At 48.4% G+C, this 20,054-nt stretch carries 23 protein-coding genes; 1 reads left to right on the plus strand and 22 read right to left on the minus strand.

The features are described 5' to 3' along the window. Position 1 precedes the first annotated feature (1 nt). Positions 2-373 (plus strand): VOC family protein, encoded by a 372-nt coding sequence (locus tag KNO73_RS09160; RefSeq protein WP_159562969.1) that lies wholly within the window; start codon positions 2-4, stop codon positions 371-373. 41 nt (positions 374-414) lie between these two features. Here KNO73_RS09160 and mreB read toward each other — a convergent pair whose 3' ends face one another. The 22 genes from mreB to glyA all read right to left on the minus strand — a co-directional run bounded on the left by mreB (position 415) and on the right by glyA (position 20,045). Beyond that, on the minus strand, positions 415-1,401 hold the full coding sequence (gene mreB, locus KNO73_RS09165; protein ID WP_078147656.1) for a rod shape-determining protein: 987 nt from the start codon (positions 1,399-1,401) through the stop codon (positions 415-417). A gap of 81 nt (positions 1,402-1,482) precedes the next feature. Continuing rightward, complete coding sequence (murA, locus tag KNO73_RS09170; RefSeq protein WP_012727351.1) at positions 1,483-2,784, minus strand: UDP-N-acetylglucosamine 1-carboxyvinyltransferase; 1,302 nt, start codon at positions 2,782-2,784, stop codon at positions 1,483-1,485. Between the two features lie 242 nt (positions 2,785-3,026). Continuing rightward, complete coding sequence (locus KNO73_RS09175; protein WP_012727352.1) at positions 3,027-3,245, minus strand: DUF1146 family protein; 219 nt, start codon at positions 3,243-3,245, stop codon at positions 3,027-3,029. Positions 3,246-3,445: 200 nt separating this feature from the next. Beyond that, the gene (locus KNO73_RS09180; RefSeq protein WP_215112369.1) at positions 3,446-4,636 is read right to left on the minus strand and encodes an EAL and HDOD domain-containing protein; all 1,191 of its coding nucleotides are present in this window, start codon (positions 4,634-4,636) and stop codon (positions 3,446-3,448) included. Positions 4,637-4,792: 156 nt separating this feature from the next. Then, the gene (locus KNO73_RS09185) at positions 4,793-5,203 is read right to left on the minus strand and encodes a F0F1 ATP synthase subunit epsilon (RefSeq protein ID WP_012727354.1); all 411 of its coding nucleotides are present in this window, start codon (positions 5,201-5,203) and stop codon (positions 4,793-4,795) included. 28 nt (positions 5,204-5,231) lie between these two features. Further along, a complete protein-coding gene (gene atpD, locus KNO73_RS09190) occupies positions 5,232-6,650 on the minus strand; it encodes a F0F1 ATP synthase subunit beta (protein WP_078147659.1) in 1,419 nt (472 codons plus the stop codon). Between the two features lie 34 nt (positions 6,651-6,684). Then, on the minus strand, positions 6,685-7,542 hold the full coding sequence (atpG, locus tag KNO73_RS09195; protein ID WP_074035890.1) for an ATP synthase F1 subunit gamma: 858 nt from the start codon (positions 7,540-7,542) through the stop codon (positions 6,685-6,687). A gap of 36 nt (positions 7,543-7,578) precedes the next feature. Beyond that, a complete protein-coding gene (gene atpA / locus KNO73_RS09200) occupies positions 7,579-9,087 on the minus strand; it encodes a F0F1 ATP synthase subunit alpha (protein ID WP_078147660.1) in 1,509 nt (502 codons plus the stop codon). A gap of 18 nt (positions 9,088-9,105) precedes the next feature. Beyond that, positions 9,106-9,639, minus strand: coding sequence for a F0F1 ATP synthase subunit delta (locus KNO73_RS09205; RefSeq protein WP_012727358.1), 534 nt, complete (start codon positions 9,637-9,639; stop codon positions 9,106-9,108). Further along, complete coding sequence (atpF, locus tag KNO73_RS09210; protein WP_012727359.1) at positions 9,639-10,166, minus strand: F0F1 ATP synthase subunit B; 528 nt, start codon at positions 10,164-10,166, stop codon at positions 9,639-9,641. Before atpF ends, KNO73_RS09205 begins: the two co-directional genes overlap by 1 nt. Positions 10,167-10,237: 71 nt before the next feature. Beyond that, a complete protein-coding gene (gene atpE / locus KNO73_RS09215; protein WP_012727360.1) occupies positions 10,238-10,459 on the minus strand; it encodes a F0F1 ATP synthase subunit C in 222 nt (73 codons plus the stop codon). 65 nt (positions 10,460-10,524) lie between these two features. Beyond that, positions 10,525-11,262, minus strand: a complete 738-nt coding sequence (atpB, locus tag KNO73_RS09220; RefSeq protein WP_074035878.1) for a F0F1 ATP synthase subunit A — start codon at positions 11,260-11,262, stop codon at positions 10,525-10,527. Next, positions 11,262-11,669 carry an ATP synthase subunit I gene (locus KNO73_RS09225; RefSeq protein ID WP_074035722.1) on the minus strand — a complete coding sequence of 136 codons (408 nt, stop codon included), beginning with the start codon at positions 11,667-11,669 and terminating at the stop codon, positions 11,262-11,264. The genes atpB and KNO73_RS09225 overlap by 1 nt, the downstream gene beginning before the upstream one ends. Further along, positions 11,666-11,893, minus strand: a complete 228-nt coding sequence (locus tag KNO73_RS09230) for a hypothetical protein (protein WP_012727363.1) — start codon at positions 11,891-11,893, stop codon at positions 11,666-11,668. Before KNO73_RS09230 ends, KNO73_RS09225 begins: the two co-directional genes overlap by 4 nt. A gap of 664 nt (positions 11,894-12,557) precedes the next feature. After that, positions 12,558-13,187 carry a uracil phosphoribosyltransferase gene (gene upp / locus KNO73_RS09235; RefSeq protein WP_214686037.1) on the minus strand — a complete coding sequence of 210 codons (630 nt, stop codon included), beginning with the start codon at positions 13,185-13,187 and terminating at the stop codon, positions 12,558-12,560. A gap of 98 nt (positions 13,188-13,285) precedes the next feature. Further along, entirely contained in the window at positions 13,286-14,497 is a 1,212-nt protein-coding gene (locus KNO73_RS09240; protein WP_215112370.1) for a hypothetical protein, read from the minus strand. A 204-nt stretch (positions 14,498-14,701) separates the two neighbouring features. Then, positions 14,702-15,400, minus strand: a complete 699-nt coding sequence (locus KNO73_RS09245) for a hypothetical protein (protein ID WP_078147664.1) — start codon at positions 15,398-15,400, stop codon at positions 14,702-14,704. Positions 15,401-15,508: 108 nt separating this feature from the next. Further along, the gene (locus tag KNO73_RS09250) at positions 15,509-16,744 is read right to left on the minus strand and encodes a sensor histidine kinase (RefSeq protein WP_214730235.1); all 1,236 of its coding nucleotides are present in this window, start codon (positions 16,742-16,744) and stop codon (positions 15,509-15,511) included. Between the two features lie 3 nt (positions 16,745-16,747). Continuing rightward, on the minus strand, positions 16,748-17,425 hold the full coding sequence (locus tag KNO73_RS09255) for a response regulator transcription factor (RefSeq protein ID WP_211782232.1): 678 nt from the start codon (positions 17,423-17,425) through the stop codon (positions 16,748-16,750). Between the two features lie 65 nt (positions 17,426-17,490). Beyond that, the gene (locus tag KNO73_RS09260; RefSeq protein ID WP_214686029.1) at positions 17,491-17,739 is read right to left on the minus strand and encodes a hypothetical protein; all 249 of its coding nucleotides are present in this window, start codon (positions 17,737-17,739) and stop codon (positions 17,491-17,493) included. 100 nt (positions 17,740-17,839) lie between these two features. Continuing rightward, a complete protein-coding gene (locus tag KNO73_RS09265) occupies positions 17,840-18,787 on the minus strand; it encodes a hypothetical protein (protein ID WP_214730234.1) in 948 nt (315 codons plus the stop codon). Between the two features lie 4 nt (positions 18,788-18,791). Next, positions 18,792-20,045, minus strand: coding sequence for a serine hydroxymethyltransferase (gene glyA / locus KNO73_RS09270; RefSeq protein ID WP_031422243.1), 1,254 nt, complete (start codon positions 20,043-20,045; stop codon positions 18,792-18,794). Between the last annotated feature and the right edge of the window lie 9 nt (positions 20,046-20,054).

The following is a 20,054-nucleotide window of genomic DNA, read 5'->3' on the forward strand; positions in this document are numbered from 1 at the left end:
CATGAGCCTCATTCAACAAATCAAACAAATCTACATCCCTGTCAAAGAGTTAGACCGTGCCGTTCAATTCTATCGTGACACGCTTGAGGTACCCTTTCTCTTTCAAGCAGGATTGCTCGCATTTTTCGACTGTGGGGGCGTTCGCCTCATGTTGTCCCCTCCAGAGAATGATGTTTTTGCAAAATCAAGTCCAATTCTCTATTTGAGTATCGCATCCATCGATGATGCTTATGCTCAGTTGAAAAATGCAGGAGTGACTTTCATTGATGAACCACACTGTGTGGCAAAAATGGGGACGACAGAAACGTGGATGAGTTTCTTCAAAGATTCTGAAGGCAACGTGTTGGCACTCGTCTCCGAAATATTGAGTTGAACATACAAAAAACAAGCGACCGCACGCGGTCGCTTGTCTGTTTATTTCAATCGATCTAAGTTTTCGAGCATGATTCCCGTTCCGTGCGCGACACTGAGTGTCGGCTCCTCGGCCATCATGACCGGCAACATGACACGCTCTGCGACGAGTTGGTCAAGACCGTGAAGGAGTGATCCCCCACCTGTCATGATGATTCCGCGGTCGATGATATCCGCTGCAAGTTCTGGTGGTGTCTGTTCAAGGACACGCTTCGCTGCTTCGACGATTTCATTAGCTGATTCAGCCATCGCTTCACGAAGTTCTTCTGACGTAATGGTCACCGTACGAGGCAATCCACGTACCATGTCACGTCCACGAATATCCATCGATTCGTTACGCCCTCCTGGGAAGACCGTCGCGATTTCTTTCTTGATTTGTTCAGCCGTACGTTCTCCGATGATCAGCTTGTGCTTCTCTTTGATGGCACGAAGGATGTCCGTATCGAAGCGATCCCCTGCAATCTTGATAGTCTCACCGCAGACGATGTCTCCCATTGATAAAATGGCGACGTCGGTCGTCCCACCACCGATGTCAATGATCATGTGACCAACCGGCTTCCAAATATCCATGCCTGAACCGACTGCCGCAGCTTTTGGTTCGACGGCGAGGAAGACTTCTTTCGCGCCAGCTTTCTCAGCAGCTTCACGAATGGCTTTTGCTTCAACCGGCGTGACGTTCGCAGGTGTACAAATCAGCATGCGGATGCCTCCGAAGAAGCCTCGGACTTGAATTTTCTCGATGAAGTGACGGAGCATTTCTTCTGTTGTGGCGAAATCGGCGATGACTCCGTCACGGAGAGGACGGATCGCCACGATATCACCAGGTGTACGACCAACCATCTCATACGCTTCTGCACCGACTGCTAGTACTTTTCCTGTAGAGCGTTTTATCGCAACGACTGAAGGTTCGTCTAAGACGATTCCTTTCCCTTTGACGTGAATGACAACGTTTGCTGTCCCTAAATCAATCCCGATATCTTTTGAAAACATGATGTATAGGTTCCTCCGTTCGATTCTTCATTGAAAAGAGCGAGAAGAGTCTCTCCTCGCCCTCTCATTCGTGCTCGTTTCTTAGTTCTGAACCATTTCTTCAGCAACTTCGACAGTTCCTTCAATACGCTCGATGTCAGCACCGAGTGCTTGAAGTTTCTTGTGGAAGTCAACGTATCCACGGTCGATATGATATAAATCTCCAACGCGTGTCTCTTCTTCCGCGATGAGACCTGCTAGAATAAGTGCTGCTCCGGCACGAAGGTCCGTTGCGACAACTTCCGCTCCTTGAAGGCGTACGCCACCTTTGACGATTGCCGAACGTCCTTCAATCTTAATGTCCGCGTTCATACGACGGAACTCTTCGACGTGCATAAAGCGATTCTCAAACACCGTTTCCGTGATGACAGATGTACCGCCCGCTTTCAAGACGAGTGCCATCATTTGTGACTGCATGTCTGTCGGGAATCCCGGGTGTGGCATCGTCTTCACATCAACCGGCTTCAATTCATCTGGTGCCGTGACACGCATGCCTTCTGCCGTATCCTCGAAGTGGACACCCATCTCTTCCATTTTTGAAATCAATGGACGAAGGTGCTCACGTTCCGCACCGATGACTTCGATGTCACTACCTGTAATCGCCCCTGCGACGAGGAACGTGCCTGCTTCGATGCGGTCAGGGATGATCGAGTGTTCTGCACCGCGAAGTGTTTCGACACCTTCGATACGGATCGTTTCTGTACCTGCCCCGCGGACGTGTGCGCCCATTCCGTTTAAGAAGTTCGCAAGGTCGACGATCTCAGGTTCTTTTGCAACGTTCTCGATGATGGTCGTACCCTCTGCGAGCACAGCTGCCATCATGATGTTCTCTGTCGCACCAACAGATGGGAAGTCCAAGTAGATTTTAGCGCCTTGGAGACGGCCTTCTACAGAAGCTTCCACGAATCCGTTTCCGATGACCGTTTTCGCACCCATCGCTTCGAATCCTTTTAAGTGGAGGTCAATCGGACGTGATCCGATTGAGCATCCGCCTGGCATCGCTACACGAGCGTGACCGAGACGGGCAAGAAGAGGTCCCATGACGAGGATTGAAGCACGCATCTTCCGCACGTATTCAAGCGGTGCTTCATCTTTGATGTCGCCCGACGCATCGACAGTTACTTCATTCTTTTCTTCATTGAACGATACCTCTGCACCGAGGTGACGAAGTACTTTGTTAATCGTGTACACGTCAGCAAGACGTGGTACGTTTTGTAAGATTGACTTTCCTTCGCTAGCTAATAGAGTGGCAACCAATGTTTTGAGTACGGCGTTTTTTGCTCCCTCAACGCGCACAGTACCTGACAGTTTACGTCCTCCACGGACTACGATCAAATCCTTCATATCTCTCTTTGTCCTCCAACTTCATTGTTTTTTTATATAGTGCGTCGATATCCGATTCCGGATGTGATAATGTCGATTATTTGAATGGTTTGTAAAACGTGATGGGTTTTCATTCACAATCAAGCTGAATAATAAATAAGTGCAAACTGAATGAAAAAACATCATGTCAGACGAATTTATCCTACATGATAATCATATAGGAGTCGTTACAGCAGGATTACAGTTTGTTAAATATTCTGCGACTACTGTATAGGTGCGAGCGCCTGCGCCAGTCGAATATACTCCAAAAAGAACTGGGCAATCAGCGAACCGAAGACAACCGCTACGAGGACGCGCAAGACAGCAGCTTGCGGACTCCTCACTTGATTGAGCACCTTGTCCCATTTGACGGGTAAGAGTGCCCACCAAGCAACGTAGATCGCTATGATATAAATCGCTAGCGAAAATACGGTATTGACCATCGACGATTCCCCTCTTTTCTAAAATTCGTACCATTTTCAATCATATCATGACATGTTAGAGAAAAAAAGACTTAGGGTCTTAAGCTTCGAGCGGTTTGAACCATTCGATCAACTCACTTTTTCTACAAGCACACCAAAAGGGACATCATCAGCAGTAAGGCTTTACTACAGTAATTGACGCCCCTCACATATTTCAAACATTATTCAATCGACTCGTCAAGGCTACGAGACCATTGAATCGCTTCGACGTAATATTGAGACCAATCCGAATCTGTGTTATGGAGTGGAATCGTCAACTGTTCGTAGGCGATCACATCCTCTAACAACTTTCGCAAACCATTCTTTTCACCGAGTAACGCTGCCTTTACAGGGAGCGCCACCGGAAGCTCTGCAATCAACGTTTGCATCGCCTCATCGAGAATGACGTCGAGTGATGAGAAGATTCCTGTAATGAATGCATCAAACGGTAATACATCTGTCAATGTATCCTCCGCAATCAACTCCATCATTTTCCCGCGGATGACACTCTGTTTGATTAGTTCTTTCGATTCAGAGGTCTGCATCTCCCGTAAGAGCATCAAATACGACCATCGTTTCAACTCATCTAGTCCGATTCGTGCGACGGCTTGCTCGATGGATTGAATGGTATGTCGACCTTTTTGATACACCGTATTGACCGTACGGAGCATCTTATAGGATAAGTCGACACTTCGCTCAATTTGCGCTGAAATCCGTCGGAAGCTCGGTTCCGGACGATCGAGTTCTTTTAACATTTCAATGAGCGTGTGACGCAACGGATGGACTTCGGCCCCGTGCTCCACGATGGGACGACTAAAGAAGTATCCTTGGAACATCTTATATCCGAGTCGTTTCGCAATCTCGTACTCTGCGGGTGTCTCGATTTTTTCCGCCAAAAATTCGATTCGGTGTCCGAGCGCATCAATCAATTTTTGCTGCTGGTCTACCGGGGTCGCTTGATAGTCAATTTTGATGATGTCGGCGAGTCCAATCAATGGGCGATACTTCTCTTCAAATACGAAATCATCCAATGCAATCGTATAACCTTGACGTCTCAAAGAGCGGAGAGACTGTAATAGCTTTTCCGTCGGTTCGACATGTTCGAGCACTTCGACGACGAGCGATTGACGCGGTAGCAACGAAGGCACTTCCCCTTCAATCAACGTTTGAGGGAAGTTGATGAACGCACGCGTCCCTTCTGTCAATTCCCGAAAATTGAACACAAGGTAAGCGTTATGAATGACGTCAGCCGTTGCCAACGAATCATCTACGTTCTCAAAAATATTATTTTCGCTGCGGCGATATAACAATTCGTAGCCGCAAACGCGTAACTGTTGGTCAAAAATTGGTTGTCGCGCAACGTAAACTTTCATTCCCTAATCTCCTTTACGATAGTTCCCACCTTTATTATCGGTCTTCTCCCATATATTTTTTACTAGTCCCATCATTTAGAAGCACGACAAAAGACCCATTTTTTTCAAAAAAAAAAAAAAAACAAAAACTCCCACACTTTCGTGTGAGAGTCATTCTTATTCTTTCATATCGCGAATGCTTAAGCGGTTGATCGCTTTTTTGAGCGCAAGTTCCGCACGACGGAATTCGAGTTCCGAGAGCTTCGTGTCTTGAAGACGACGCTCGGCACGAACCTTCGCCGCAGAAGCGCGGTCATAGTCAATCTTATCCGCCATTTCGGCTGTTTCAGCTAAGATCGTCACCGTGTCGGGACGAACTTCCATGAAACCGCCGCTGATTGCGATCAGCGTGCGTCCACCATCTTCGTGGCGCAGCTTGAGAACTGAGACGTCGAGTGGCGTCACCATCGGGATGTGCTTCGGTAAGATACCGAGCTCACCAGTGACCGATTTGGCGATGACCATTCGTGCGTCTCCTTCAAAGGCTGCACCATCCGGGGTGACGACGTTGACGTGAACAGTATTCATCGTCTAGTTTCCCCCTTCCGCGTAGGTCTTAGACCAACGTCTTCGCTTTTTCGATGACGTCTTCGATTGGACCGACGAGACGGAATGCATCTTCAGGAAGATCGTCGTGTTTACCTTCGAGGATCTCTTTGAAGCCGCGTACTGTCTCTTTGACTGGCACGTATGAACCTTTTTGGCCCGTGAACTGCTCAGCCACGTGGAAGTTTTGTGATAAGAAGAACTGAATACGACGTGCACGGTGAACCGTGAGTTTGTCGTCTTCAGACAACTCATCCATCCCGAGGATGGCGATGATGTCTTGAAGTTCTTTGTAACGCTGAAGCGTCTGTTGAACGTTACGTGCGACTTCATAGTGATCTTTCCCTACGATTTCAGGAGAGAGGGCGCGTGAAGTCGATGCGAGTGGGTCAACGGCTGGGTAAATCCCCATCTCCGAAAGACGACGCTCAAGGTTTGTTGTGGCATCAAGGTGGGCGAACGTTGTTGCCGGAGCCGGGTCCGTATAGTCATCGGCTGGTACATAAACCGCTTGAATCGAAGTAACCGATCCTTTTGCAGTCGATGTGATTCGCTCTTGAAGCATACCCATTTCTGTCGCAAGTGTCGGCTGGTAACCTACCGCCGATGGCATACGTCCGAGAAGGGCCGAAACCTCAGAACCTGCTTGTGTGAAACGGAAGATGTTATCAACGAAGAGAAGAACGTCTTGTCCTTGCTCGTCACGGAAGTATTCTGCCATTGTCAAACCAGTCAAGGCAACACGGAGACGTGCACCAGGTGGTTCGTTCATTTGACCGAAGACCATCGCTGTTTGCTTGATAACGCCTGAGTCCGTCATCTCGTGGAACAAGTCATTTCCTTCACGCGTACGCTCACCGACTCCTGCGAATACAGAAATCCCGCTGTGCTCTTGCGCGATGTTGTTGATGAGTTCCTGGATGAGGACGGTCTTCCCTACACCGGCACCACCGAAGAGGCCGATTTTACCACCTTTGATGTATGGTGCGAGAAGGTCGACGACTTTGATCCCTGTTTCAAGGATTTCAACTTTCGTTGACAATTCGTCAAATGTTGGCGCTTGACGGTGAATCGGTGCACGAAGCACGTCAGCTGCCACTTCTTTATCATCGATTGGATTACCGAGAACGTTGAAGACACGTCCAAGTGTCATTTCTCCAACTGGTACCGAAATCGGTGATCCTAAGTCAAGTACTTCCATACCGCGGCGAACGCCGTCAGTTGAGTCCATCGCAATCGTACGGACCGTGTCGTCACCAAGGTGAACAGCTACTTCAAGCGTCAAGTCGACACTAACATCGTCTGCTGTCGCTGCCACGTGTGTGACTTTGAGAGCGTTGTAGATGTTCGGTAAGTGGTTGTCGAACTTAACGTCGATAACTGGGCCCATGACTGCGACTACGCGGCCTTTCATGCCGTATTCGTTCATCGTGTTAGCCTCCTACAATCTAGAGAGCGTGCGCTTATTCAAGCGCCGACGCACCTCCGACAATCTCTGTGATTTCTTGTGTGATCGCTGCTTGACGCGCGCGGTTGAATTTGAGCTTGAGTCCGCGAATGAGTTCATCCGCGTTGTCTGTCGCACTCGACATCGCCGTCATCCGTGCTGCGTGCTCTGATACTTTCGCGTCGAGCAATGCACCATAGATGAGTCCTTCCGCATAACGTGGGAGGAGCGCCGCTAAGATCGTTTCTTCTTCTGGTTCGTATTCATACATCACATTGGATGCGGACTGTTCGATATCCCCGAGCGGGAGCAATTGTTGAATCTTCACTTCTTGGCTGATGACCGAGATGAACGAGTTGTAGCAAAGCTTCAATTCATCAATCTCGCTCTCGCTGAAGGCACCAACCGTCTGCTTGACGATTTCTGCGACTTCAACAAAAGTTGGTTGGTCGTTTAGCCCTGTCATCGCGCTATACACCGGAATGTTGCGTGACTTGAAGAACTGGACGCCGACTTTTCCGATTACGTAAAGACGGTACTCATCTGTTGATGTGTGCTTGTCTTTGAGTTCACGGTACACGTCACGCAAGACGCTGGCGTTGTATCCACCTGCGAGTCCGCGATCTGACGTGATGACGATATAACCAGTCCGTTTGACGGGACGTACTTGAAGCATCGGGTGTGTCGCGCCTGATGTACCACCGGCGATCGACGAGATGACTTCTTGCAACTTGTCCATGTACGGCTTGAAGTTGGCGTTGTTCCCTTGGGCCCGGTTCAACTTCGATGCCGACACCATGTTCATCGCTTTCGTGATTTGCTTCGTGCTTTGGGTCGAGGTGATCCGCATCTGGATCTCACGTAATGATGCCATTTCGATTCACCACCTTAATAGACGCTCGTCACCGGATTAAACCGATGGCGAGAACGTCTTTTTGAATTCCGTAATTGCGTCGACCATTGCCTCGTCTGAAGGAAGGTTTCCTGTTTGACGGATTTCACGGCAGAGGTCTTTACGGTTTTGGTCGAGCCATGCGTTCATTTCTGTTTCGAAACGACGGATGTCTGTGACTGGGATGTCATCGAGATGACCTTTCGTGAGTGCGTAGATGATGATGACTTGCTTGTCTACAGAAAGCGGTGCGTTCAAGTCTTGTTTCAAGACTTCAACCGTACGCTGACCACGGTTCAACTTCGATTGTGTCGCTTTGTCGAGATCTGATCCGAACTGAGCGAACGCTTCGAGCTCACGGTAAGACGCGAGGTCAAGACGAAGTGTACCAGCAACTTTCTTCATCGCTTTCACCTGAGCCGAACCACCAACACGCGATACCGAGAGACCGGCGTTGATCGCTGGGCGTACCCCAGAGAAGAAGAGGTCCGACTGAAGGAAGATCTGACCGTCTGTGATCGAGATAACGTTTGTCGGAATATATGCTGAGATATCCGATGCTTGTGTCTCGATGAACGGAAGTGCTGTCAATGAACCACCACCGAGTTCGTCGTTCAACTTCGCTGCACGCTCAAGAAGGCGTGAGTGGAGGTAGAAGACATCCCCTGGGTAGGCTTCGCGGCCTGGAGGACGACGGAGAAGGAGCGAGAGCTCACGGTAAGCTGCCGCTTGTTTCGAAAGGTCATCATAAACAACGAGGACGTGTTGTCCGCGGTCCATGAAGTACTCACCCATCGATACCCCAGCGAATGGCGCGAGGTAAAGAAGTGGTGCCGGCTGTGATGCCGATGCCGAAACGACAATTGTATAGTCGAGCGCGCCGTTTTGACGAAGCGTCTCTACTACGCCACGTACAGTCGATTCTTTCTGACCGATTGCAACGTAGATACAAATCATGTTCTCTTCTTTTTGGTTGATGATCGCATCGATGGCAACAGATGTTTTACCTGTCTGACGGTCACCGATGATGAGCTCACGCTGACCACGACCGATTGGAACGAGGGCGTCAATCGCCTTAATTCCTGTTTGAAGTGGTTCGTGAACCGATTTACGAGCCATAACGCCGTAAGCTTTACGCTCGATCGGGTTATAGTTGTCAGTCACGATTGGTCCAAGACCATCGATTGGTTGTCCGAGTGGGTTGACGACACGTCCGAGGAGCGCCTCACCGACTGGTACTTCCATGATGCGACCTGTACGTTTGACAGAGTCGCCTTCTTTGATCCCTTTGTAATCGCCAAGGATGATAATCCCGACGTTACCTTCTTCTAAGTTTTGCGCCAAGCCCATTACGCCGTTAGAGAACTCTACGAGTTCCCCCGCCATAACGTTATCGAGTCCGTGTGCACGAGCGATACCGTCACCTACTTGAATGACTGTACCTGTCTCGCTGACTTCGATTTCAGAACCGTACGAAGCGATTCGTTCTTTTAGCAGGGCGCTGATTTCTTCAGCTTTGATTGTCATTGAATTCACCCCTATTTCTTACGCATTCAACAATTCACGCTCAAGGCGTGTCAATTTCGTTTCAATCGTATCATCGTACGTCGTGTATCCGACTTGGACACGGAGTCCACCGATGACTTCTTCATCGACGACGTTCTTCAATTGGAGCGTCTTCCCGAGCTTCTGTCCGAAGACGAGTTCGACGTCTTTCAAGTCTGTTGCCGACAATGGGTAGGCGCTTGTGACAATACCCTCTGCAATTCCACGATAGTCGTTGATCAATTCGCGGACGTAACGTGGCAATGCGCGAACCTCTGCCGCACGGTCGTTTTCGACCATGACGAGAAGTGTGTTCACGACAATCGCCGTCATATCACCAAAGCTGTCTTTTAAAAGCTGTGCAAGCTCGCTGTCACTGACTGCCGGATTCGTTAAGAGATCCATGAGTTCAGGAGTCGCGTGGAGCACTTCATCGAGCAGACGCACTTCCGCTTCGACTTGGTCGAGCGTGCCTTGTTCCCGCGCTAAGTCGAAGAGCGCTTTGGCATAGCGTTTTGCTAGTGATGCGTTCATCAGTTCGCACCTTTCGCTTTAGACAGGAAGTCTGTGACGAGGGCACGTTGTTTCGCTTCATCGCCTTTAAGGTCTGATTGAAGGACGTGGCGTGCTGCCGAAAGCGCCTGTGTGACGACTTCCGTTTGAAGAGATTGTTTCGCAAGCTCACGCTCACGCTCAATCGCTTTCTCTGCCTCGATTTTAATTTGTTCGGCTTCCAAACGCGCCTGCTCCACCAAGCGTGCTTGTTCTGCTTCTGCTTGTCGACGGCTTGCGTCGAGCATTTCTTTTGACTCAGTACGTGCTGCACTGAGTGCGTCACGTTGTTCAACGACATAATGCTCCGCATCTTTGCGGCTCTTTTCAGCGAGTTCAATTTCGTTCGCTACATACTCTTCACGCTGTCTCATCATTCCAAGGAGTGGTCCCCAAGCAAATTTCTTCAACAGGGCCAAGAGTACGAGGAATGTGAAAATTGTAAAGATCATATCCAGAATGCGGAGGCCTTCGCCGCCAGCACCAGCTGCAATCATCATCGTATCCATGCATACCCTCCTCTTGACTAAATAAGTGAGGGAGACGTGCTCCCTCTCATGCTATTCTCGTTAACTCGGAATCAAGAGTTGAGGAGAAGGAAACCGACAGCCACACCGATGATCGGGAGGGCCTCAACCAAACCGATACCGATGAACATTGTTTGACGAAGTTCGTTTTTGAGTTCTGGTTGACGTGCTTGTCCTTGTACTGTTCCGTATACGATCAAACCGTTACCGATACCAGCTGCGAGTGCTCCAAGTCCGATAACAAGTGCTGTTGCGAGAAGATTAAGTTGTTCCATTGTGTATATTCCTCCTAAAAGTTAAGTAAATAATTTGATTGTAACGCTTTGGCGAGATGTCCGAATCAATGTTCGGCCGAAGCTTTGTGCCCGATGTACACCATTGCAAGCGTCAGGAAAATGTAGGATTGGATAACCCCGATAAAGATTGAGAAACCTTGCCATAGAATCATTGGGAAGACCGCAAAGATTGCACCGAGCGGGTTGAGTGCGCCTTCGGCTGTAATCGCGAGTCCCAAGATGATGGTAATCATGATTTCACCGGCAAAGATGTTACCGTATAGACGCAAACCGAGTGTCAACGTGTTCGCAAACTCCTCGATCAATTTGATCGGAAGCAAGAACCAGACTGGTTTTACGAATTCCGCTGAATAGTGCTTGAACCCGTGTAGCTTCACCCCGTAATAGTGCGACATTGCAACGACGAGTGTCGACAACGCCAAGGTTACGTAAGGATCGGCCGTCGGTGAGTTGAACCACAGATAGTGTCCGGAAATGACGTTAAACGGTAGACCCATCAAGTTTGAGAAGAGAATGAACAAAATCAACGTCATCCCAAATCCGATAAAGCGTCCTCCTGTCTTCCAGTCCATCGCACTTGCGATGATTCCACGCACGAACTCCGCGAAGAATTCCATGAAGTTTTGTTTGCCAGTCGGCTTCATAGCTAAACGTCTTGTTCCCCAGATGGCGAATACGAAGACGAGTAACGCTGCTATTAACACTGTAATGACGTTCGTCCAGCTCCCGTATAACGTATAGTCCCCAAAGTGCAGAGAATATGTGGGAAACTCATGACCCATTAATATTCACCTCTTTTCCTGCTGAGCTGGGCAAGTGTAAACTCGCCAAATTGTATGATGTGGCCGGCGATTAGACCAGTTACCACCGCGATGACGGACACTCGATCCTCGTAGAGAAGACCGACTATCACTGCTAACGCACCGACCGCCATTCTTGAAACGGTCCCGTGCGACTTTGGTCGTCGTCCATGTTCGATGACGTCATACATGCGTATGACACTTCGATTCTGCATATGTAGAATGATGAGACTTCCGACCCCACCGATGAACAATCCGAGAAAAACGGCTTTGTACATCGGGACGATGAAGGCGCCAACTAACAAAATTGCAAACCATATGGTAAACCATTTCGTATAACGCTTCATCAACTCTTTTTGTGCTTTTCTGTCTGCTTGAATCGTATTCATTCGTCCTCTCCTGTCAATAAACTCCGAAGGGTGAGAACTAGCGCCGTAACCCCGAACACGAGTCCAAGGATAATCGACACATTCCAACCAAACGTGCCCCAAAATTCACGTCTTTCGCCGTACTGTCCGACGAGATAACCGATGACAATCGGTCCAGCAAGTGCTGTCGAGATTTGTGAAGCGAGCGAGGCATAGGATAGATAACGATTGTCTTTTTTCGCCATCCAACCCCCCCTTTCGAGTCTCACGTGCTTCCTTATTCTTTACGAATTCACACTCGCGTGACCATCAAAAGTCACACAAGTTCAGAGTAATAGAAATGGCATAAGAAGTCAATGAATTTCACAATTATAAAAGCGCTTTAAATCAAGTCGTATCAATAGTTTTACGCACTTCACAAACTAAACGATCGAGGCACTTTTTAAAGAAAGTGTGAAGAAACGTTGAAATAAAAATGTTGACTTTATAACATTTCACAAACGGAATCAGATGAAGAATAGTTCAGTTATACCCCCACGTTTTGGAAAATTCAATCGGTAAACGCTTACGTTCACAAAGAATTACGAAACGTCGGTTGACTTCATTTTGAAATCGTTTTCAACGTCCTGTATCAGTATACCGAGGATGTTTTTACCATGTCGAGCGATTTCGCCCATTTTTTTGTGAGGAATCTCATCCGGTTCAAAATCGCTTCCTCACCACTGGTTACCTATCCGAAATAGCAGAATTCTATTTAAATAAGAAAGAATAGATATATTCCATCCTCGTTCGTCATTCTTCTCGCTCTCGTTTTGTGTCTATTTTGTGACATCTGTAAATGATAAATATTTTTCGTGTCATTCGTCAAAAAAAGCGAAAATCGCACAGGCGATTCTCGCTTTTAAGTCATTACTTCGTACCAAACAAACGGTCACCCGCATCCCCAAGTCCAGGAACGATATAACCGTGGTCATTTAATTTTTCATCGAGTGCAGCAAGATAAATCTCTACATCCGGATGTTCTGCTTGTACACGTTCTACGCCTTCTGGTGCTGCACAGAGGCATGCCAACTTGATTGACTTCGCTCCATGTTTCTTGAGTGATGCGATCGCATCAACAGCAGAACCACCAGTCGCGAGCATCGGGTCAACGACGATAAAGTCGCGTTCTGTGACGTCTGTCGGAAGTTTCAAGTAGTATTCGTGTGGCTCAAGCGTTTCCGGATCACGGTAAAGACCGATATGACCGACTTTTACGTTCGGCATCATTTTGAGGAACCCATCCACCATACCAAGTCCTGCACGTAAAATAGGGACGATTCCCAATTTCTTGCCGGCAATCATCTTTTGCGTGGAAACAGAGACCGGTGTCTCGATTTTTACGTCTGTTAGGGGTAGGCTGCGCGTGATTTCGTATGCCATAAGTGAAGAAACTTCGTCGACGAGTTCACGGAACTGCTTCGTCCCCGTCTCTACTTTACGCATAATCGTCATTTTGTGCTGAATCAAAGGATGGTCATAAACATGCACTTTTCCCATCTTGCTTCACTCCTCTCTCATTCTCTCTCGAGCATTGTACCCTAAGTCTGTTGAGATGGGTAGAGCCAACTTCTAATTTTTCAAAGGTCAGACGCCATTTATAGCTGATTGATTTGGAAATAGTCATTGGCCGGAAGTTCATACGATTGTGATGTGTGTTGATTGACTAAATAGAGTTCTGTTTCCGTTTTCCATACATCAAAGGATTGCTCGGTCAATTCTTCATACAGATGCAAGTCTCCGATTTTGACAGCTGTAGACGTTTTTTCATGCGGCTGAATATGAGACAAGGCGTCAAACAACTCTTGCGTTTTTGGTCCGTCTAGCCAGATTGTATCTTGATCCGATTCAAAAACGGCCAAGCGCGTTTCCCCTTCGGCGGGGCGAGTGGACATCTTGTTTGTCACAGGACGGCGGACATGTCCCCAAATTTCAAGGACCGTTCCATATGTTTTCGATAACGATAACGACGTCTCTTCAGCCACATCCCCTTCAATCGGTCGGTCCGATAAGATGATGCGTTTCATGAGTTCGCGATGATTTCCCTTTAGTGAAATCTCTTCTTTCGGATCGACTTTCATATAAGGAGCCTCATATATATTCGGTAGGACGAGTTGTTTGAGCGAGGACGCCTCTCCGATTTGTAGGGTGAGACGATCATCGGCCCGCCTCGTCAAGAAGACATACCCTTCATTTTCTCCGCTTTGAAACGGGTATAGTTTTGGTTCAATGATTGGGTCAAGTGTGCGTCCGTTTCGAATCGTCTCGAACGTCACATAGATTGCCCCCGTATCTGGCGTCTTATAACGAAAAACTGAATCGGATATCACTTCTTCATGCGTCTCGTTCAAGTTGAACGTACTGGTCACCGCTTTAAGTTCGTCGATACGCTCAAACTCAATCGTCGAAACTACGTTCGACTCTTGAAACCGCTCTGGCTCAAGCGCTTCATACGCTTGAATGGGCTCCACAGCAAATGTTCGCTCCATCAACTCATTGCTGTTCGCACAAGTGAGGTACCGTTCATCTCCCGCTGCAAAATATTTCACTGTTTTGGAGCCGAGTACTTCATAGAGCGGATGATGAAACGTCACTTCCGCCACCATGGCTCGTCGCTCGGGCAAGACATCTGTCGGACGACGCTCACAGTATGTAAGCAGTTTCTCTTGTGTTTGTTTCGTTAATAGTATCTCAGGATCTTGCTCGACTCGATAGGAAGACAAAGGACGTAATTCGATTGCGTTCAACGTCTCGGCACCACATCCACTCAACAAGATACAACTGAGTAAGATTCCCCAATACGTACGCATTGATGTCCCTCCTCATTCCCAATTAGGTGGAAACCACCTAAATTTTTCTTGTACATCATAACATATAACCTATTTTTGTGATGATTTCAGAATTATTACGTTTCTGATGATTTGATAAAAGCGGTCCAATCCATTTTATGCCTCAACGTCTAGCCACAAAAAAAGAACTAATCCATCAAAAGATTAGTCCTTTTCGTTACACCATCAGTCGTTTTCTCGCTCATCTTCAGGTGAGTCATCTTGAGATGAGTCGTCCTGCGAAGAATCATCTTGTTCATTCTGGTCGTCCTCCGATTCACGGTCGACTTCAATGACCGCCCCATCTTGATTTAGTTCAAGTTTGACAAAGTCGCCGACACGCGGGGTGTCATCATCGATTTCAGAACGTGCGGCAAGTGGATATACGTTGTCTTTCCCATCGATCTTAATCGTGACTTCTTGATTTGTGAGTTTGACGAGCGTGCCGTAAATATACGCATCATCATCACCACTCTCACGGTCCACTTCCTTCACTTCATCATCTCGGTTCAATTCGAGTTTTACCCGGTCACCCACTTGCGGTGTATCGTCATCGATTTCATGTGTCGCCGCTAAAGGGTATGTCGACTCTTTTCCGTTGAAGCTGATGGTGACATCTTCTTTCGATAACTTCACGAGCGTCCCGTATAGTTTATAGTCGTCTCCATCTCCCACTCGCGCTGCTGACGAATCATCTGATGCGCTACTTGAGCCATCCGATGTAGCAGGGTCATCTGGGTTGTCCGTCGATCGATCGTCACTCGCTTGATTGATTGCTTGTGGAACAATGACCGTATCCGTCTGATTCCCGTTTACGTAAAATCCAATTCCAACAATTGCCATGACAGCTAATAATGCGCCGATAATCCAACCGATGCGTTTCATGTTTGTTTCCTCCTCATGATGTGTTCTTCTTATTTTCATCATAAGCCTCTTCCGTGAGAGCATATTTAAGGCTTCATTAGAAGTTGATGAGAAAATGCGAAATATTCATCATCGAGTCAGGAAAAATATACTGCCATCCGGATGATTCGATCTACTTCCTATCGTCCACTCATTCAAGTCCGCCACTTCTTTCGCAATCGCGAGACCAAGACCGCTCCCACTGCGATCGCGCGCTTCATCTAATCGGTAGAATCGATCGAACAGCCGATTCCTCACATCATCCGTTAGAACGGGTCCTCGATCGCGTACCTCAATTCGATCACTCTTCAAATGAAGGCTCGTCTCTTCCGCATACTTCAAACTATTGTCTAATAGGATGACAAGAATCCGCTGTAACGACTCACGATGACCAAACCAGCTTCCTGTAGCTTCAATAGGTAAATGGACGCCGTGCGACCGCAAAAAACGTTCCCCTATTGATTCCCCAAGTTCAGCTAAATCGATTTCTTCTCGCTCTACCTGTTCGAGTGCAGCAAATCGATTCAATTCGAGCATCGGTTCAATCAAATCATGTCGCATTTGACGCGACTCCGTTAAAATATGGTCAATCGCTTCGGCACGTACACTCTCATCTTCTTGTCCCCACCGTTGCAATAACTTCGCATAGCCCTCGATGACGGTCAACGGTGTCTTGAGTTCATGTGAAACATCGGCGACGAAACGACGTTGTTGCTCCATCGTCCCTTCGACTCGCTCGATCATATGATTAAATCCGTCCGAAAGAGTCGTCACTTCATCCTTTCGGTCAGCCACTTCGATTGTCTCTAACTTACCGGACTCCGTGATCCGTTCCATCGTTTCTGTCAATCGGCGTAACGGTGACAGACCTTGACGTAAAATCCACCACGTCCCGAGGAACGTCAAGAGAACGGCAAGGAAGAACATGACGAGAAAAATGGTTGCGAGCGCTTGAATCGTATTGCTCACATCTCGATCCTGAAAGCCGAACGCTAGTCCATCCGTCGTCGCGACCACAAACCAATCATCGATGAGGGCCGGTTCCCCGTAATTGATGGGAAACGTCGTTCCGTCTGGCACTTCTCCTGCGATGATTCCCCATTCGCCGTTTTCTTGACGTTCTAACACGACACTGTCCTCATGAAGCGACAATACCGCATCGCTATTCCGGACATCTTCTTCCAAGAGATTCAACGCCTGCAGTAACACGTCAAAACGCGAATCGACAATTTCCTGTCTGGCGACGAACCAGGTCACGCCAAAGGAGACGAGAAGAAGCAACAGCATAAACCCTGTCATCGCCCACGCAATCTTTGTTCGTAGCATCGGTCACTCACCACGCTTCAACATATAGCCGACACCGCGAACCGTTTGAATCCAAGAGCCGGTCAATTTTTTCCTGACGTATCGGACATACACGTCCACGACGTTCGTATCCCCATAATAGTCGAATCCCCACACGTGTTCGACGAGTTGGTCACGCGTCAAAACTCGCTCCGGATTCTCTAAAAAGAAAACCAACAAGTCAAACTCACGTCGAGTCAACTCTACTTTCTTTCCGTCACAATATACTTCATGACGATTCACGTCGACAGTCAATGTCTCATATGTCAACACCTGTTCGGAATGGTCTTGACGAACAAGCTGGCGCATTCGTAAAAATGCCCGAATCCGTGCGAGCACTTCTTCTATTTCAAATGGTTTTGTGATGTAATCATCTGCGCCAAGATCGAGTCCACTCACTTTATCGTATCGATCGCCACGGGCCGTCACCATCAGAACGGGTAACAAAGGTCGCTCTTCTTTCAGACGACGGACCACCTCGAGTCCACTCATTTGAGGTAACATCACGTCAAGCAACACGAGGTCGACATCGTCAGCGAGAGCTCGTTCCAAACCGGTACGACCGTCTGTCGCCACCATGACCGCATATCCCGCATGCTTCAATTCCAACTCCAGTAATCGCGCAATCTTCGAATCATCTTCTACGACGAGAATCGTCTGCATCCTGCTCACTCCTTTGAAAAAACGCCGAGCGGTTCGCTCGACGTACCGTTATTCATTTCCCGAATTCAATCCGCAAAAAACAGACGAACGCCTTCCGGAATGGCTTGCTCGATTCGTCTTTCTAAATCATCTTCCCATTCATCCCACTTCGTATCGACTTGTTCCATCTGCTGTTCGACTTGCAGCGCCGCTAGCGATAGTTGCGACAGGCTAGCTTGTCCAGGTGAAGTGAAGAATAAAAATCCGGCAAGTCCGATTCCCATAAGTCCGATCGCCAATAAAGTTGTTCCAATGGTTTTCATTACACGTTTCATACACGCATCCCTCCTACCTCAAATCATACGACAGGAAAACGAGAAATCGTGGTGTACTTCATTAGAATTTCATGAGAAAAGGCGCTACTCATGTAGCACCTTACTCTTCGAGCACGGACTTCGCAATCGGTGCCCAATACGTCCCTTCCATCTCTGAAACGGTCGTCAATGTTTCACGATAAGCCGGGTCATTCGCTTTTTTCTCGGCAATCCCTTTCATCCAAAGGACATCCGCCTTATAACCGGATTCCGGATACGACTCGAGATAAGCCGCATAGTCCGCAATGTCTGCTTGTCCTAACTTATTGTCGACAAGAAGTCGATAAAATCCAACTGCTTGTTCTTGTCCGACTTTCGCGTTCCCGTCTAATAGGCGGTCGGCTTTTTCATACTGTTTGTCTTGGACGAGTGATTCTACCTCAGCCAGCGGTACGACATCCGTTGAGGTGTCCGGTGCTTCTTCAGTCGATTCCTCTGGCTTCTGTTCGTCCGAATCTTGAAGTTTCTCATTCTCTTCTTCGAGTCGGGCGACTTCTGCCTCGAGTTCTTCAAGACGTTCCGCGAGCGCTTCTTCTTCTGTCACCGTCTCGACAACGACTTCGTCCGGTTCGTCCGGCGTGACGACCGGCGGTTCGGAATCTGGCCAAAATACGAGCGCTACAGCTGCAAGACCAACGACAAGCGGGAGTCCGAGCCATTTCTTATCGAACTTGAACGCCTGTCGCCATTCGGCTAAATCCGAATGTTGGATGACAGCCGACGAGAACGAACGAAAGCGGCGCTTGGCCGCTTTTTTTCCGTTCGCCTTCACTTCTAGCGCAAGACCTAGTCGATGGAAAGCAGCAGGCACTTTCATCCCGAGGAGCGGCACGATTCGTTCGCTCGCTTCTTCATAATAGCCATGGTCGAGGAGCGTCGTGATGACACCGAACTCACTGGCGACAAGACGGAAAGAAGGATCGTATTCCCCTTTACGAGCCAACCATTCTGTCATATCGAACAATGGAAGTTCGGATAGCTCTCGTTCTGCTAGTGTCCGAATATCCATTGACTCAGCCTCGTTCAGGGTAAAGCGGGAACTTCGCCGTTAACGATCGCACGTCTTGAAGTGCTTCCGCGATTACCGCCTCGTCTTCATGTTGTTTGAGCACACGCCCGATGAGACGTGCCACTTCTTTCATATCCGCTTCTTTGAAACCACGAGTCGTCATCGCAGCCGTTCCAAGACGGATTCCGCTTGTGACAAACGGTGATGCCGGGTCGAATGGAATCGTGTTTTTATTGACCGTGATTCCTGCTGCATCCAATGCATGCTCAGCTGCTTTACCTGTGATGTCGATTCCTCGAAGATCGACGAGCAAGAGGTGATTGTCCGTTCCGCCCGATACGATTCGAAGTCCCTCTTCTTCAAGGCCTGCCGCAAGTGCTTGTGCATTCGCAATGACTTGACGTTGGTAATCTTTGAATTCCGGTTGGAGTGCCTCACCGAACGCGACCGCTTTTGCCGCGATGACGTGCATGAGCGGTCCTCCTTGAATCCCTGGGAAAATCGACTTATCGATCGCTTTGGCGAACTCTTCTTTACAAAGAATCATCCCTCCACGTGGTCCACGGAGCGTCTTGTGCGTCGTCGTCGTGACGAAATGCGCATGTTCGACCGGGTTCGGATGCAGACCTGCTGCCACGAGTCCGGCGATGTGCGCCATATCGACCATAAGATAAGCATCGACACTGTCCGCGATCTCACGGAACTTCGCGAAGTCGATTGTACGTGGATATGCCGATGCTCCCGCAACAATCAATTTCGGCTTATGTTCCTTCGCAAGTGCAGCGACGACGTCGTAATCGATGTGTTCTGTCTCTTTGTCTACACCATATTCGACGAAGTTATATTGCACACCTGAGAAGTTGACCGGGCTACCGTGCGTCAAGTGACCACCATGAGACAAGTTCATTCCGAGAACCGTATCTCCTGCTTCAAGCACCGTGAAGTAGACCGCCATGTTCGCTTGTGCACCCGAGTGTGGTTGTACGTTCGCATGTTCTGCACCGAACAATTCTTTCGCACGGTCACGCGCCAAGTTCTCAGCAACGTCGACAAACTCACAGCCACCGTAATAGCGGCGTCCCGGATATCCTTCGGCATATTTGTTCGTCAATACGCCTCCTTGCGCTTCCATGACCGCTTCTGAAACAAAGTTTTCTGAAGCGATGAGTTCGATGTTGTCGCGCTGACGACCGAGCTCGTGTTGCATTGCCTCAAATAATTCCGCATCCTGCACTTTCAACTTCGTCGTGTTTACCATGTGAAGACC

The sequence above is a fragment of the Exiguobacterium sp. s83 genome, from assembly GCF_018617095.1.
Classification (GTDB): Bacteria; Bacillota; Bacilli; order Exiguobacteriales; family Exiguobacteriaceae; genus Exiguobacterium; species Exiguobacterium profundum.

Coding starts and splice junctions, on each gene's coding strand:
- KNO73_RS09160 (WP_159562969.1), top strand. CDS start 2: ATGAGCCTCATTCAACAAATCAAACAAATCTACATCCCTGTCAAAGAG.
- mreB (WP_078147656.1), bottom strand. CDS start 1,401: ATGTTTTCAAAAGATATCGGGATTGATTTAGGGACAGCAAACGTTGTC.
- murA (WP_012727351.1), bottom strand. CDS start 2,784: ATGAAGGATTTGATCGTAGTCCGTGGAGGACGTAAACTGTCAGGTACT.
- KNO73_RS09175 (WP_012727352.1), bottom strand. CDS start 3,245: ATGGTCAATACCGTATTTTCGCTAGCGATTTATATCATAGCGATCTAC.
- KNO73_RS09180 (WP_215112369.1), bottom strand. CDS start 4,636: ATGAAAGTTTACGTTGCGCGACAACCAATTTTTGACCAACAGTTACGC.
- KNO73_RS09185 (WP_012727354.1), bottom strand. CDS start 5,203: ATGAATACTGTTCACGTCAACGTCGTCACCCCGGATGGTGCAGCCTTT.
- atpD (WP_078147659.1), bottom strand. CDS start 6,650: ATGAACGAATACGGCATGAAAGGCCGCGTAGTCGCAGTCATGGGCCCA.
- atpG (WP_074035890.1), bottom strand. CDS start 7,542: ATGGCATCATTACGTGAGATCCAGATGCGGATCACCTCGACCCAAAGC.
- atpA (WP_078147660.1), bottom strand. CDS start 9,087: ATGACAATCAAAGCTGAAGAAATCAGCGCCCTGCTAAAAGAACGAATC.
- KNO73_RS09205 (WP_012727358.1), bottom strand. CDS start 9,639: ATGAACGCATCACTAGCAAAACGCTATGCCAAAGCGCTCTTCGACTTA.
- atpF (WP_012727359.1), bottom strand. CDS start 10,166: ATGGATACGATGATGATTGCAGCTGGTGCTGGCGGCGAAGGCCTCCGC.
- atpE (WP_012727360.1), bottom strand. CDS start 10,459: ATGGAACAACTTAATCTTCTCGCAACAGCACTTGTTATCGGACTTGGA.
- atpB (WP_074035878.1), bottom strand. CDS start 11,262: ATGGGTCATGAGTTTCCCACATATTCTCTGCACTTTGGGGACTATACG.
- KNO73_RS09225 (WP_074035722.1), bottom strand. CDS start 11,669: ATGAATACGATTCAAGCAGACAGAAAAGCACAAAAAGAGTTGATGAAG.
- KNO73_RS09230 (WP_012727363.1), bottom strand. CDS start 11,893: ATGGCGAAAAAAGACAATCGTTATCTATCCTATGCCTCGCTCGCTTCA.
- upp (WP_214686037.1), bottom strand. CDS start 13,187: ATGGGAAAAGTGCATGTTTATGACCATCCTTTGATTCAGCACAAAATG.
- KNO73_RS09240 (WP_215112370.1), bottom strand. CDS start 14,497: ATGCGTACGTATTGGGGAATCTTACTCAGTTGTATCTTGTTGAGTGGA.
- KNO73_RS09245 (WP_078147664.1), bottom strand. CDS start 15,400: ATGAAACGCATCGGTTGGATTATCGGCGCATTATTAGCTGTCATGGCA.
- KNO73_RS09250 (WP_214730235.1), bottom strand. CDS start 16,744: ATGCTACGAACAAAGATTGCGTGGGCGATGACAGGGTTTATGCTGTTG.
- KNO73_RS09255 (WP_211782232.1), bottom strand. CDS start 17,425: ATGCAGACGATTCTCGTCGTAGAAGATGATTCGAAGATTGCGCGATTA.
- KNO73_RS09260 (WP_214686029.1), bottom strand. CDS start 17,739: ATGAAACGTGTAATGAAAACCATTGGAACAACTTTATTGGCGATCGGA.
- KNO73_RS09265 (WP_214730234.1), bottom strand. CDS start 18,787: ATGGATATTCGGACACTAGCAGAACGAGAGCTATCCGAACTTCCATTG.
- glyA (WP_031422243.1), bottom strand. CDS start 20,045: ATGGTAAACACGACGAAGTTGAAAGTGCAGGATGCGGAATTATTTGAG.